At 49.2% G+C, this 14,495-nt stretch carries 12 protein-coding genes, 1 tRNA gene and 1 pseudogene; 7 read left to right on the forward strand and 7 right to left on the reverse strand.

The genetic code is table 11. The annotated features are described in order from the left end of the window. Positions 1–77: 77 nt before the first annotated feature. Positions 78–740, reverse strand: a complete 663-nt coding sequence (locus AC5I6P_RS15495) for a HEAT repeat domain-containing protein (RefSeq protein ID WP_495694676.1) — start codon at positions 738–740, stop codon at positions 78–80. 163 nt (positions 741–903) lie between these two features. Further along, positions 904–1,512: an orotate phosphoribosyltransferase gene (gene pyrE, locus AC5I6P_RS15500; RefSeq protein WP_495694677.1), complete on the reverse strand. Its 609-nt coding sequence runs from the start codon at positions 1,510–1,512 to the stop codon at positions 904–906. A 64-nt stretch (positions 1,513–1,576) separates the two neighbouring features. On the opposite strand from pyrE, the gene AC5I6P_RS15505 reads away from it, so the two are divergent. Further along, on the forward strand, positions 1,577–2,050 hold the full coding sequence (locus AC5I6P_RS15505) for a hypothetical protein (RefSeq protein ID WP_495694678.1): 474 nt from the start codon (positions 1,577–1,579) through the stop codon (positions 2,048–2,050). A gap of 148 nt (positions 2,051–2,198) precedes the next feature. Here the strand turns inward: AC5I6P_RS15505 and AC5I6P_RS15510 are convergent. Then, positions 2,199–2,271: transfer RNA gene (locus AC5I6P_RS15510), tRNA-Ile, on the reverse strand. A 204-nt stretch (positions 2,272–2,475) separates the two neighbouring features. Between AC5I6P_RS15510 and AC5I6P_RS15515 the strand changes: the two genes are divergently transcribed. After that, positions 2,476–3,141 (forward strand): hypothetical protein, encoded by a 666-nt coding sequence (locus AC5I6P_RS15515; RefSeq protein WP_495694679.1) that lies wholly within the window; start codon positions 2,476–2,478, stop codon positions 3,139–3,141. Positions 3,142–3,195: 54 nt separating this feature from the next. Further along, positions 3,196–4,608 carry a hemolysin family protein gene (locus AC5I6P_RS15520; protein WP_495694680.1) on the forward strand — a complete coding sequence of 471 codons (1,413 nt, stop codon included), beginning with the start codon at positions 3,196–3,198 and terminating at the stop codon, positions 4,606–4,608. 39 nt (positions 4,609–4,647) lie between these two features. On the opposite strand, the gene accB is transcribed toward AC5I6P_RS15520, so the two are convergent. Both accB and efp read right to left on the reverse strand, forming a co-directional pair. Continuing rightward, the gene (gene accB, locus AC5I6P_RS15525) at positions 4,648–5,151 is read right to left on the reverse strand and encodes an acetyl-CoA carboxylase biotin carboxyl carrier protein (RefSeq protein WP_495694681.1); all 504 of its coding nucleotides are present in this window, start codon (positions 5,149–5,151) and stop codon (positions 4,648–4,650) included. 65 nt (positions 5,152–5,216) lie between these two features. Further along, the gene (efp, locus tag AC5I6P_RS15530) at positions 5,217–5,780 is read right to left on the reverse strand and encodes an elongation factor P (RefSeq protein ID WP_495694682.1); all 564 of its coding nucleotides are present in this window, start codon (positions 5,778–5,780) and stop codon (positions 5,217–5,219) included. Between the two features lie 315 nt (positions 5,781–6,095). Here efp and AC5I6P_RS15535 point away from each other — a divergent pair, with 315 nt between their 5' ends. Then, on the forward strand, positions 6,096–7,211 hold the full coding sequence (locus tag AC5I6P_RS15535) for a peptidylprolyl isomerase (protein ID WP_495694683.1): 1,116 nt from the start codon (positions 6,096–6,098) through the stop codon (positions 7,209–7,211). Between the two features lie 94 nt (positions 7,212–7,305). Then, the gene (gene thiL / locus AC5I6P_RS15540) at positions 7,306–8,280 is read left to right on the forward strand and encodes a thiamine-phosphate kinase (RefSeq protein WP_495694684.1); all 975 of its coding nucleotides are present in this window, start codon (positions 7,306–7,308) and stop codon (positions 8,278–8,280) included. A 65-nt stretch (positions 8,281–8,345) separates the two neighbouring features. On the opposite strand, the gene AC5I6P_RS15545 is transcribed toward thiL, so the two are convergent. Continuing rightward, a complete protein-coding gene (locus AC5I6P_RS15545) occupies positions 8,346–9,443 on the reverse strand; it encodes a fatty acid desaturase family protein (RefSeq protein WP_495694685.1) in 1,098 nt (365 codons plus the stop codon). Positions 9,444–9,979: 536 nt separating this feature from the next. Beyond that, a complete protein-coding gene (locus tag AC5I6P_RS15550) occupies positions 9,980–10,993 on the reverse strand; it encodes a type I glyceraldehyde-3-phosphate dehydrogenase (RefSeq protein ID WP_495694686.1) in 1,014 nt (337 codons plus the stop codon). 433 nt (positions 10,994–11,426) lie between these two features. Between AC5I6P_RS15550 and AC5I6P_RS15555 the strand changes: the two are divergent. Together AC5I6P_RS15555 and murC are read left to right on the forward strand one after the other, a co-directional pair. Then, a pseudogene (locus AC5I6P_RS15555) lies at positions 11,427–12,235 on the forward strand (IS5 family transposase). Between the two features lie 677 nt (positions 12,236–12,912). Next, complete coding sequence (gene murC, locus AC5I6P_RS15560; RefSeq protein ID WP_495694687.1) at positions 12,913–14,415, forward strand: UDP-N-acetylmuramate--L-alanine ligase; 1,503 nt, start codon at positions 12,913–12,915, stop codon at positions 14,413–14,415. The last annotated feature ends 80 nt before the right edge of the window (positions 14,416–14,495 follow it).

Here is a 14,495-nt window from a genome sequence, read left to right on the forward strand (position 1 = left end):
TAAGAAGTAGTTGGCAACGGACTTAGTAGCAGAGGATTTTAAACCGCTCGCTATTAAATCCGTTGTCCGCTACAACCCTACTGTTCCAGCTTTTTCAGCGAAATCATAGCGGATTGCGCCACGTTCGTATTGTTATCCTTCTCTAAATACTTCAGCGCCGAAATACTTTTCTCACTTGGCAACTGTCCTAACGCTTCGGCTAACCGCTGGCGCACGAGCCAGTCTTCAGATTGGGCGAACCGAAGAATTTGATCAACCGCATCCACGGCCTTAATTTCGCCCAGTGCTGCGATCGCAGCCTGCTGCACTACGATTTCTTCGCTGTCTAACGCTTGCACCAACACATCTCTCGCCTGTGGGTCTTTCAAGTTGCCCAGTGCCACTGCTGCACTAAAGCGCACCAACCAGTCTGTATCTTCGTAAAAGGCTCTCACCAAGGGCTGAAATGCTCTTCCATCTTCGAGATAGCCCAATGCGCCTGCGGCATCTGCACGGATTCCATAGTCTTTTTCGTTGATCAAAAGATCAACCAAGATGTCGTAGCATTCATCGGTTTGTTTGATTCCTAGGGCAAACACTGCCATCGAGCGAATTTGTAAACTCTCATCGTTAAGAACTTTTTTGATTAGCGGCACAGCATCTTCGGCGGTTGCTTCCCGCAGGTTCGCAAGGGCAACCATGCGATCGCGGGTACTCTCGCTGTCCAACTGTGACGAAATCTGCTCTAAGTTAACGCTCATAGTTGTCACAAATCTTTATATCAGTTCCCCTATCGTACAGAATTGAGGATGATAATACGATCCTCCCAGCGCGCAATTACCGATCCTTGACCGTCTCTGTCAAAGGAAGTACGTTGCTTGAAAATCCTCTGCGTCTATATGACGGCGCTTATCAGCTCAGAACCTAGCGCGATAGTTCCTTGTAGCGTCGCTGCATGTCTTCAATCGTAAACACCGCTTGAAACGTTAGTCCTTGCTGCTGATAGAATTCTGCGCCGCCTTGTTGTCGATCGACCAGCGAAATTACTTGATCTACCTGATAGTCCGCCTCGCGTAATCGTTCAACCGCTTTCATCGCCGATTGACCGGTCGTCACCACATCTTCTAAGACAACCACCCGACTTCCTTGCGGCAATGTCGGGCCTTCAATGTATGCCTGAGTGCCGTGTCCTTTCGCTTCTTTACGGACAATCAGGGCCGTGAGTGATCGCGCCTCATATGCCGCCACAACACTCGTGGTGGTGACAATCGGATCGGCTCCGAGCGTTAGCCCAGCAACCGCGATCGCATCTTCTGGTACAAGCGTTAATAAAATCCGTCCAACGCCTAGAGCGCCTTGAGGATGCAGCGTCACTTGCTTGCCATTGATGTAATAGGTGCTGCGCTGACCTGACGAGAGCAGAAAGTCTCCTTCTCGATAGGCCACCTCGCAAAACAAATCTAATAGCTTTTCCCGCAGCTCGGCTAAGGGCGCGTGTGCCCAATCAAACAAAGTTACACCAACATTACTCATATTCATTCTTGGTAGGGCAAACTAAACCTACTACATATCGAGCATTTTAATTGAGGATAACCCTATGGGTATGAGGATCAAGAGTCTGATTGGCTCGCTAGTTCTAAGCACAGCGTCTACTTTCATGGCGATCGCGGCAGCAGCCCAAGAGCAACGCGCACCCGTATTCAACCCGCGTGAAGTCATTCCTGACGCGGCAGATAAAGCCTTCTATGGCAGCGACGACACCTTTCCTAACCGAAATTTTGAGCGAGCGGCTGAATCTTTGCTCGGAGTGACGGGATATCCAGAAAATCTGATTGCCCGCGATGGGGAACGAATTCATCGCCTCTACCGCGATCTCCTCACCCAACAAACGTCAAGCGATCCCCTGATTCGTACTGCCGATTTGCCAAATCCTTACAACACTTCTGTTTTGCTGCAACCTAACGTCAGCAACCGTGTCATTGGCAGTGAGTTCATCATCGAACAACCTCCTCAAGCCCAGTTCCCGCCTGCACCGCCGATGGGTTCGCCAGCCCTACCCCAAAGATACTAGTAGTCTGTCAAATTAAGACAAATCTAAGCGTGATGGGTTTGGACAGGATGAGCGATGAAAAACTTTAAAACGCTGCTTCATCGCTCATCTCTATCTTGACGCAGCCTTAGGGAGCAAGGACGCGGGGCGTAGAAAGATGTAGATTTAGTCCAGGGTGCAGGAGTTGAACCCGCCTAACGCGAATTATGAGTTCGCTGCCTAAACCGATCGGCCAACCCTGGTCACGTGTTTCCGTTACACGCAATTCAGCAATATTGTAACTTGAGTTCCTGATTTGATCGCCGATGTGGTGAACTTCGGATATACTGCTACAAATTTTGACCATTGGCTGTCTCAACGTGCGTTAAAACCTACACTGAAGTTGAGACCTACAATTGCTGATGGAGCTAGCTCTCTCTATAAGTCCCCCATCCCGATCGCGCACCATGAAAAGAATTAATTCGACCGTTGCCCTCACATTTGTTTTGTTAGCTCTAATGTTTGGTGCAGGCATTGTGAGTTCTGCCTGGGGTTTTGCGATCGGGCGAGAAGCACTCAAAGGAATCACGCAACCCGATTCTCGCCCCACTAACAAAGTCAATCGCAAAAATCCGAATGGGCGCGAACAGTTAACCTTTCTCAAAGAAGACGATATTCTGGCAACGGTGAAGTCGCGCATTGGAGGTACGAGTAAACCCCCGGCAAGTCCAAGTCCGAGCAGCAGTCCGCAGAGTAAGACTGAAACCTCAAAAAATAATCAAGTTGCCGCCACCCTTCCCCTATTGGCGCGCGATAAAGATGTGGCGTTAGAAATTACTGGCATCCAACAGCAGAAGGATTCTGTCACGTTAGATGTCGCCATGAAGAACGACAGTAACCAGGCTATAAGGTTTCTCTACAGCGCATTAAACGTAACAGACGATCGCGGTCGCGCTATTACAGTCGATACAACAGGACTGCCAAGCGAGATGCCTGCCAAGAGCGATCGCTACACTGGTACAGTGAATATCTCGGCTGCCCTACTTGCCAACGCTCAAAAACTGTCACTTCAGTTGACAGACTATCCGGATCAAAAGCTTCAACTCAAGCTGTCAGAAATTCCGGTGCGCTAAGAGCAGGAACACCCGATCTTGTGCCCCCTTCTTGACTGAGTTTTCAGTTTCAGCATGTTTGCCCACGTTGCCGCTCCCTTAGAAGCGCCACTTCAGCATCTCAACCTTGCAGAAGCGCTGCTGCGAATTTTGTCTGTGCTGCTGTTGATTGCAATCAACGCCTTTTTTGTGACCGCTGAATTTTCGATTGTCTCGGTGCGGCGATCGCGGATCAATCAATTAGTCGATGCGGGAGATGTGCAGGCAAGAACGGTTCAGGACTTGCAGCGGAGTATCGATCGATTGCTGTCTACTACTCAATTGGGCATTACGCTCTCTAGTCTGGCACTCGGCTGGATCGGCGAAACCACGATGGCGGTACTCGTTAGCAGTTGGATTGCAGACCTGCCACTTTCAGACAGCTTCGTGCAGCCTGCGGCTCATTCGTTGGCAATTCCGGTTGCCTTTCTCGTGATTGCTTATCTTCAGATTGTGCTAGGAGAACTGTGCCCCAAATCGCTGGCGCTTCTGTACTCTGAAGAGATTGCTCGATTCTTAGGACCGCTCAGTTTAGCGATCGCCCGCATTTTCAATCCGTTTATCTGGATTCTTAATCAGTCTACTCGGCTGCTTCTCAGACTTTTGGGTGTGCAGTACACCGGGCAAGGCTGGTATAACCAAGTCACGCCGGAAGAACTGCAGTTGATTATCGCCACCTCGACCGAATCGAGTGGACTCGAAGAAGAAGAGCGAGAACTGCTCAGCAATGTGTTCGAGTTTGCGGATGTAGCGGTGACAGAAGTGATGGTGCAGCGTCCCAATATGACGACGCTTCCTGTCGATGCCACCGTTCGCAATCTCCTCGAAGAAGTCGCCCATTCAGGTCATTCTCGCTTTCCCGTGATCGAGGAGTCTGTGGATGATATTTGCGGTTTAATTCACTTCAAGGAACTGGCAGAACCGCTCGTACAAGGGACGTTAACCCTCGAAAGCCCAATCCAACCCTGGATTCACCCAGCACAATTTGTGCCAGAGTACACGCCTTTGGGAGAGTTGCTGTCATTGATGCAGAAATCGCGTCATCACATGGTACTGGTGGTTGATGAGTTTGGCTCCACGGCAGGTTTAGTCACCATTCAAGATCTCATTACTCAAATCATTGGAGAAACGCCAGAAGCGCAGGAAGGCGAAGAGTTACCCATCCAGCGAATTGATGAAAATACCTTTTTGGTACAGGCTCAAGTCCACTTAGAAGAAGTGAACGAAGATCTTGATCTCGATTTCCCATTAACTGATGAGTACCAGACGCTAGGCGGCTTTCTACTCTACCAATGGCAGAAAATTCCGACTCACGGTGAGACGCTCCAGTACGGTAATTATGAGTTCACCGTGATTTCAGCCGAAGGACCGAGACTGCATCAAATCCGAATTCGGCGGCTCGAAACGCCCGCCGAATTATTAAATGGAGGCAAGTCACCTTTAACCTAGCTTAGTATCCCTTGGCTCGGTATCCCTTGCAAATCAGCCTTACCCTGGGTTAACACGCATTAACGGCTGCCCAAATTCTACGGGATCGCCGTTTTGAACTAGAATTTCCACGACCTCGCCCGACACTTCTGACTCGAGTTCATTCATCAGCTTCATTGCTTCGACGATGCACACTGTTTGACCTAAGCGGATGCGATCGCCCACTTGCACAAACGGCGGCTCATCAGGCCCTGGCGAACGGTAGAACGTGCCCACCATTGGAGAGGTCACTTCTGCCAAGCGTCGCTCGTGAGGCGGCGCAAAGGGGGGAGGCTCCATCAGTCTTGGCGCATCTGGAGGCGGCGGTGCCATGGCAGGAGCCGGGTTGAGGTTGACCGGTGAAGGCACGGTTCCGTTCAGATCCCGTATGGCGCTGCTCGCTTCATGAGCAGCGCCCCGACGCACCGTTAATTCAAAATCGCTGCTCTTTAGAGTCAACTCCGAAATATCTGTTTGATTGAGGTCAGCCAATAATTCACGGAGTTCTTTCAAATCCAGTGGCACAGTCTCTATACTCCTCACGATATATCAGGGGTGATAACGTCTATCTACCCTCCGCTGTTTATCCTCTAGCTATTCTCTCGTCCCAGATACGTGTCGCTGCGGGTATCAACTTTAATCTTCTCACCTACCGAGATAAAAAGTGGAACCATGACCTGTGCCCCCGTTTCTACGATCGCGGGTTTTGTTCCGCCCGTTGCCGTATCGCCTTTTACGCCCGGATCGGCTTGGGTCACTTCGAGAACGACCGAGTTTGGAAGTTCAACTTCCATCACCTGTTCGCCCCATTTGACGACGTTGACCTCCATGCCTTCTTTGAGATATTTGACGCGATCGCCGATTTGCGATGCATTCAGCCGACCTTCCTCATAGCTTTCCATGTCCATGAAGACGTAATCATCACCTTCTTTGTAGGTGTGCTGCATCGTACTCTTCTCTAAATTGGCTTGAGGCACAGTTTCCCCAGCCCGAAACGTTCGTTCAACAACGCTGCCCGACTGCACGTTCTTCAGCTTAGTGCGGACAAACGCCGATCCCTTACCTGGTTTTACGTGTAAAAATTCGACGACCCGCCAAACCGCTCCATCTAATTCAATGCTGACGCCGGGTCGAAAATCGTTACTAGAGATCATGAGTCTGTAATTGTGGGGGAGGACATTCGGCACTTTATTTTACCGCTCTGTGGCTGCTTTTAAATAGGGATGGGGGATGAGGGCAAAGAGTGGAATAAGCCCGCGATCGCAAACTTCTGATTTTTACTTGTTCAACTTCATCTCTTCTCATTCCTCTTGGCTACAAAGCGTTGCCGAAGGTGTCCCTCATCTCTATCCTCTCTTCCCCCTTACATGGCACAATCGAAGCGGGGTTGTTACGCACCGTTTAAGAGCAATGTTATGTGGAATACTGCAAGCCTTTGGAACTTGGGTTTAGCGCTCCGAAGGAGCTTGATGAAGCCAATCGTTCAGCGATGGTTTGGAAGTCTCAAGCCGCGTGTGTTGGCGTTAGCGCTGGCTTGGAGTGTGACCAGTTGGACGGTGATTGGGGAAACGCTTCCCGCGCAGGCCTTGCCGCAAGGAAACGCGATTAAAGATCCCAAAGCGCTATTGCGAAATGCCTTACCCATCGACAACCCTGAAGTGCGTAAGCTGCAAACTAGTCTTGAAGATATTTCGACCCAGCTGCGGGCAAATCGTCGCTGGGGCGCAGTCACCTCAGATATTAAAACCGCCTCACGGGTGTTGAATGACCGGTCAACAAAAGTTTTAGCCAGCATTCCAGACAGTCAAAAGGCGGAAGCTGAACAGATTATTGAGCAGCTAAAAGCCAGCGTTACCGAGCTTCAGACAGCAACGGACGGGAAAGACAAAGAGAAAATCTTGATCACTCGGAGCCAGATGCTCGATCGCGTTAGCGACCTAGAAGCCATGATGGTAAAAGACTTTCCGTTTGAAGTTCCCCAAGAGTACAGCAATCTTCCTCAACTCAAGGGGCGCGCTACGGTTGCTGCCAAAACGTCCAAAGGAGATATGACGATCGTACTTGATGGCTTTAGCGCTCCGGTCACCGCCGGAAACTTTGTCGATTTAGTCCAACGAGGATTCTACGATGGCTTAGAGTTCACTCGTGCAGAAGATTCGTATGTCCTGCAAATTGGTGACCCACCCGGACCTGAGATTGGATTTGTTGATCCGAAGACGAAGAAATATCGCGCCGTTCCGATGGAGATTCTTGTCAAAGGAGAGAAAGAACCCGTCTATGGAACAACATTGGAAGACGCGGGACGCTATCTCGATCAGCCCGTTCTGCCATTTTCGGCTTACGGTGCGTTAGCGCTAGCGGCTCCTGCCGATAACCCAAATGGGGGTTCGTCTCAGTTCTTCTTCTTTCTATTCGAGCCTGAACTTACTCCGGCAGGCGCAAATTTACTAGACGGACGGTATTCAATCTTTGGCTTTGTGACGGAAGGTGCAGAGGTTTTGGGCCAGTTGAAAGCGGGAGACAAAATTGAGTCGATGAAAGTTGTAGAGGGTCTAGAAAATTTGGTAGAGCCAAGTGTAGCTTAACTGAAGAAGACAAGCTGATTTTATAGAGACGTGACCGGTTCCTGCGGAGTTGCGCAAGGCGCTAATCGCGTCTCTTCTTTTTTGAGGAAACCCGATGGAACTGCGAGTTCAAGATGTTGGCGAACAAGGACTTCTAAAGCGAGTGCAAGCATTTTGTCCGAGTGCAATCGTCGGTGATGACGCTGCCGTTCTCCCCACTGAACCCGGCAAATCTCTCGTTGTTACCTCCGATGTGTTGGTCGATGGCGTACATTTTAGCGATCGCACGACTCCTCCAGAATCGGCAGGCTGGAGAGCCGCCGCCGCTAATTTATCTGATCTTGCCGCGATGGGCGCTTCGCCATCGGGGATCACTGTAGGATTAGGACTCCCAGGTGAAGTTTCTGTATCTTGGGTCGAACGGCTTTATCAGGGAATGACAAGCTGTTTGCAGCGATATGACACTGCCATCGTCGGGGGCGACATTTGCCGATCTCCCGTCATCACCGTTTCTATCACTGCCTTTGGACAGGTTGATCCTACTCGTGTAATTCGCCGATCGATGGCACAGCCTGGAGACGCGATCGTCGTCACGGGTTATCACGGTTCGTCGCGGGCAGGATTAGAACTTTTGCTAAATCCTGATGTTGAACCAGAATTAGAGGGTCGCGACTTATTAATTCGGACTCATCAATACCCGCATGCTCGTTTAGATGTCTTGCCCCCGTTTCCCTGTGCTGGCATGGATTCGAGTGATGGTTTTGCGGATGCGGTTTTGCAGATCTGCCGAGCGAGTAGGGTTGGTGCAAGGCTCGATCGTCAGAGGATTTCGATTCATCCAGCCTTGAGAAACTGGGTGTCTCCTGAGCAGGCGATGCAGTGGGCGCTGTATGGCGGAGAAGATTTTGAATTAGTATTGTGTTTGCCGGAAGACTTGGCTCAGGAGTTGGTTGAACGCCTGGGAGAAGGAAGTGCGATCGTAGGTACCATCACGTCTGCTCAAACCATTCAATTGATCGACTCAACCGGAACTCACCCTGATGAAAGTCTAACTCTCAACAGAGGATTTCAACATTTTCAGGGTTCGTGAAGCAAAACGGCGCTAATCCTCTAGACATGCGGAAATGGTTCACGCCCAATACAGCCTATGAATCACTACATCTCATCTGCCGAAGACTGGGGGCAGGGGACAGACTTCGTTCCTGACCAATCAGTAAAGGTATTCTCGTTCTTATAGTGTCGGGGTGTCTGCAACATTAACCGCCAAGCTTCTCCAGCATCTACCAAATTAAACCGATCAAAATATCGCGCCTTCAATAATTCTTGAACGACTGGATAATAATCTGAGTTTATGCCTGGAAAAATATGGTGTTCTGTATGGTGTGAAAAGTTGAAATGTAGCAGATCAAATAGTTTAGGAACCCGAACCGAAATGCTATTAATCAACGGATCATTAATCTTCGTCATGCGACACAGCATATGGTTGGTGTAGATATAAAACATGATGCCGCTGTAGCCAATCCAGATGGGTAAAAAGTAGCTGAGTAGGAGTTTTACAGGATGCAACCCCAAGTAGCTTAGAATGCTCAAGTGAATTCCTAAGATGATGAAGAATTCAAGCGCGATCGCTCGACGCTCCTTTGCACTCACCATGAAGGACGCAACCGGATATTCGCTCTGCCCATGATTAAACAGCAGCACTGATGTCAGATTACGAAACGTATGCACTCCCCAAGCCTGGCTCATTCCAACCATTAACCAGAGAGGATTAACCTCTGCTGACGGGACAAAGAGATTTTGAATCCATTTGCCCCAATTTTCGGGTTGCTCATACAGATAGTTGCGGTCAGGGTCGTGCAACGAGTTTGTTTTGCTATGATGCTCTCGATTATGAACCGCTTTCCAAAACGTGGGTGGCGTCCATAACATGGTTAGTCCGAGTAGACTAACAAGCCGCCTCAAAGATGGATTTCTAATAGTTCGGCTGTGTAATAAATCATGTGTGCCAAATAACAAGACAATGACACTATTTCCCATGACTAAGGTTAGGGGGAGATAAAGCCACAAGAGGTACCCGTTCCACTGAGGCAGGCGATCGGCAATGCCCCAACCCAGAACTAAAATGGCGATGTTAATCAACAAAATCCAGACCTTGTTGGGGTCGGAAAGAAAGGCTTCTGACGGTAGTGAGGGGCGCAATTGTTTGGCATATTCTGATTGAGTAATCCAGCGTTCTTCATGCATGACGTTCATAAATTCTCGAACAGTGTTCTAAACCTGTGGACGAATTCTTAGACAGCACGCCCACATTTGTAGCGATTGATAAACAAATCAATCACCGCATCATGCAGCCAGATAGACTTGGGTAAAGCTAAATAATTTCGCGAGCAAGTTGCTTGATCTGGGTACAACGCATCAAATGTTTGCTCTAAACCGTTTGAGTACTTGTTTCACAACAGTACGTCGAGTCTAGATAAATCCATTGAGTCTAGCTAAATTCTCTTCCAATAATGAAGTCGCTCCTGCGATTTGGGCCTCAGCACAAGAGCATAGATTGAGAATATCTACAATTTTTGCTTGGGAAGTCGCAGTAAAACCAGCTTGGAAAAGTTAGCTTCCCTAGAAATTCAAAGGTTTAGGGATTGGGTCTGAATACGTCGAGGCGCAATCCCTAAATCTTGATAGGTCGCAAAGTAGTAAAGAGGGAGTAGCGATCTTCAACAATAAACCCTCAACTCTAAGATTTAAGTTGAGGACATTTGGGATCTAATGACTTAGCGAGGAAAACCCTACTTAACCCATTTCTGAGCCACAACTTCAGCGAGGTCAACCACACGTTGGCTATAGCCCCACTCGTTGTCATACCAAGCCACAACCTTCACCATATCTCCGCCCATCACCATCGTTAGAGCTGCGTCTACGATCGAAGACTCATCTGTACCCGCGTGGTCGCTCGATACCAAGGGCAGATCGCAATACTTCAAAATGCCTTTCATCGAACCTTCGGCAGCATCTTTCAGAGCTTGATTCACTTGTTCAGCGATCGTACTCTTCTCGACGTTGACTACTAGATCCACAACAGAGACATTGGGGGTCGGAACGCGCAGAGCAATCCCGTTGAGTTTACCGCTTAACGCAGGCAACACCAAGGCCACGGCTTTGGCTGCACCTGTAGAAGTCGGAACAATATTCACAGCTGCCGCCCGCGCACGGCGCAAATCTCGGTGGCTAGCATCGAGAATGCGCTGGTCGCCAGTGTAGCTGTGCGTCGTGGTCATCGTGCCTTTGATGATGCCAAAATTCTCGTGCAGCACCTTGGCAACCGGGGCAAGGCAGTTTGTGGTACAGCTTGCATTACTAATGATGTTGTGCTTGTTGTGGTCGTAGTCGTGATGGTTTACGCCAACCACAAACGTCCCATCTTCATTCTTGCCGGGAGCCGTGATCAATACCTTCTTTGCACCCGCATTCAGGTGCTTTGTCGCGCCCTCTTTGCTGATGAACACACCTGTAGACTCAATGATTAGATCGATATCCCATTCGCCCCAAGGCAAATTTTCTGGGTTGCGATCGGACGTGCATTTGATTTTTTTACCGTTGACCGTGAGGGTATTCTCATCGGCTTCAATGTCTCCGGTAAACTTGCCCAACATCGAGTCGTACCTCAGCAAGTGAGCATTGGTTCTAGGGTCAGACGTGTCGTTGATCGCGACAACCTCGATCTGACTGTTCTCCCGACCCGCCCAGCATCGCATGAAATTGCGTCCAATGCGTCCAAAGCCGTTGATCGCTACTCTAATCACTGCGTCTTGCCCTCTGAATATAAATACCTATTGATGGATTACATCATACCTTAAAAAGCATTGCAACTTTTGTCCCTTAACCGTCATGGAACGGGAAAATTATTGGAGGTTTAGATGACGCCGTTTTGTGAATCGAAATCTAGCGAAGGCATTGAGAGTAACCCTTTGCCGTTGAATGCAGCGTTAGCAGTTGGGGCACAGTGGTTCGGATGGGATCTGTACTTCACTACGAACACATTCGTACTACATATGGAACTGAGGCCTGCCCACTGGAAGAACTTTAATGAAATGATATTGCGCTCTCATTGCTCGCCGGATTGAACGAGGAAAAGATACTGTCCAGCGAACCTAGGGTCTGTTTTAAAACCCAAAGCTAGAATAGAAATAGCCGTATTTCAAAGATAACGAACAGACCTTGGTCGCCCGCAATCCAATTTCACGCAAAGACTTAACCGATCAACAATGGCAGTGATTACAACGCCTGTTGCCCAAACCGAGTCTAAAGGTGGACGACCTGCCAATGACCATCGGACCATCACCAATGGCATTCTGTGGATTCTTCGCACCGGTGCTCCCTGGCGAGACTTACCTGACCGCTATGGGGCCTGGGAGACCGTCTCAGGGCGCTTCTATGCTTGGCGCAAGCGAGGACTGTGGCAACAGATTCTGACCCAGTTGCAGCAGCAATCCGATGCGGTTGGCGAGTTTGACTGAACGCTCCACTTTGTCGATGGCAGTGTCATTCGAGCGCACCAACATGCGGCCAGAGCAAGGGGGGGTGATGCTGAGTCAGAAGCACTGGGATACAGCAAAGGTGGGTTTAGCACCAAGATTCACCTGCGTTGTGAAGGCAATGGCAAGGCAGTCACCTTTTTGTTGAGCGTTGGCCAACGCAACGAGGCGGTGGTGTTCGAGTCGTTGATGGAGCAAGGCAAAGTCAAACGACCCGGACGTGGACGACCCCGTCTGCGTCCGCAACGAGTGGCAGGCGATAAAGCGTACACAGGACGACCGATTCGGCTCTACCTACAGCGACGTGGCATTGGTGCTGTCATTCCCCGTCGCGCCAATGAATCTCGACAGGGGACACGGTTTGACCGTCAGGCTTATCGCGAGCGCAATCGCATTGAACGCACCATCAATCGCTTAAAACAGTTTCGACGGATTGCCACACGCTATGAGAAACGAGCGCAAAACTATCTTGCCATGCTCACCATTGCTGCGATTCTTCTTTGGCTCTAGGTTTTAAAACACGTCTTAGGTCACCGCTCTCAACGCCTCTATCGGTCGTGAGATAGATATCCTCTAACCCTTTGTCCAATTTGTCCAACTTTTAAGCTGATCGACAAAATAACTGCAAGGTGATGGCTAGCTTCTATGATCGCCTCTATTAAATCTCAACCTAAAGAATTGTTTTCACCCTGAAATTGTTATGGCAAAATTTGTAGCAACATTGACGATTTGAATCGGATAAATAGTGAATTCGATTTGCTTGCGGTTTCGCTTAGATCGTGTCATTTAATAGGAAGTTAGTTTTGAAAGACAACTCAGACTTACTGTAAAACCACAAGAAGTTTGGGCAATCCATCACAACTCCTAACCTACTTCTTATTTACAATGTGCGGCTACCGATTTTGTCGATTATTGAAAGCACACTAGTTTAGTGGGCAAATTTAGTTAAAGATCGCAGACTTCTTTCGGGAATCAACTACTTCCGACCTGTATCTAACAAATTAGGGTGAGCATCTGTGGTGAATTGACGAGTAACACAAGGAAACATTCAGCTTTTACGGTGCAGTTTTGACTGACATTTTTTGAATCACAAATAAAGGAATCGAAATTTTGATCTAGCTATACCGTCAAAAAGCAATCCTTGATATGATATCGCGTGTCATTGGTGTGGTGTGTAAGGAGCAAAAATGCTGACTTCCGTTGACTTCAGCGGCAGACCATTTCATTTCATCGGCATTGGTGGAATTGGAATGTCAGCCCTTGCTTATGTTCTGCTCGAACGTAAGCTTCCAGTTTCTGGTTCGGATCTGCGTCTCAGTCATATTACAGAGCGACTAAAAACGTTAGGCGCTCACATTTTTTTAAGTCAGGATGCTTCAAATCTTGAGCATTTTTCTCGAGTCCGCGCTGAAGCTGAGGTGATGGCGATCGCGTCTTCTGCTGTCGCTACGGTTACACCGATTGCCAACCGCCGCCTGACTGGTGCATCTACAGTTTTACCGCAAATCATTTGCTCGACTGCCATCAATGAATCTAATGCCGAATACCAAGCCGCATTAGAGCTAGGATGTCCGATCTTTCATCGGTCTGATTTACTCGCTGCGCTGATTAAGGACTATCGAAGCATTGCGATCGCAGGCACTCACGGCAAGACGACAACGAGCAGTTTGATTAGCTATTTGTTGCTTGAAGCGGATCTCGATCCGACGGTCATTGTTGGCGGCGAGGTCAAAGCGTGGCAAGGCAACGCTCGGTTTGGACAGGGTGACTATTTAGTAGCAGAAGCCGATGAGTCCGACGGGTCACTGGTGAAGTTTGAGCCGTATGTTGGCATTATTACCAACGCCGAACTTGATCATCCTGATCACTACAGCAGTTTAGATGAAGTGGTCGAGATCTTCCAAACGTTTGCGAGCCGCTGCAACGTGACGATTGGCTGCATCGATTGTGAAACTGTGCGCGATCGCATTACTCCGCACATCTCCTACAGCCTCAATCCAGACTCTGGCGCAGACTATACCGTTGATCAGATCCGCTATGGGGGAGATGGCACAACCGCACGAGTGTTAGAGCGCGGACAGGTTTTAGGACAACTCAACATTCAATTGCTGGGTCATCACAACTTGAGCAATGCGATCGCGGCGGTTGCGGTGGGTCGATTACTAGGGCTTGAATTTCCGGTGATTGCTCGTGCTTTAGCCTCCTTTGAGGGCGCACGGCGTCGCTTTGAGCATCGCGGAGCCGCAAACAACATTCTGTTTATCGATGATTACGCTCACCACCCCAGTGAAATTCGGGCGACTTTGAGTTCCGCTCGCTTACAAGCGGCAGAATCTTCGCCAAAGCGCCGGGTTGTGGCAGTCTTTCAACCGCACCGCTATAGCCGCACCGCAACATTTTTAGCAGAATTTGCCGAATCCTTCCGGGATGCTGATGTAGTTGTCCTTAGTGATATTTATAGTGCAGGTGAACCTGATTCTGGGCAGATTAACGGTCAGCAGGTTGCTGATTTATTCGCCACACGCCATTCAAGGGTACACTACCAACCGACGCTACCTGCCATTAGCAATTTTCTAGCGGCAACGCTGGCTCCGGGTGATCTGGTGATCTTTTTGGGGGCCGGAAATCTGAACCAACTGATCCCGGACGCGATCTCAACTCAGCAAGTGGCTGAGAAAGCAGCTTCTTAATTTTGTCTGCGCTGTGAATGCTTAAGCTCCCTCAGCGAGACTCGCCTTAGTCTCGGGTTGGAGCCTTCAAAAAAATAACG

Source organism: Myxacorys sp., from assembly GCF_059501405.1.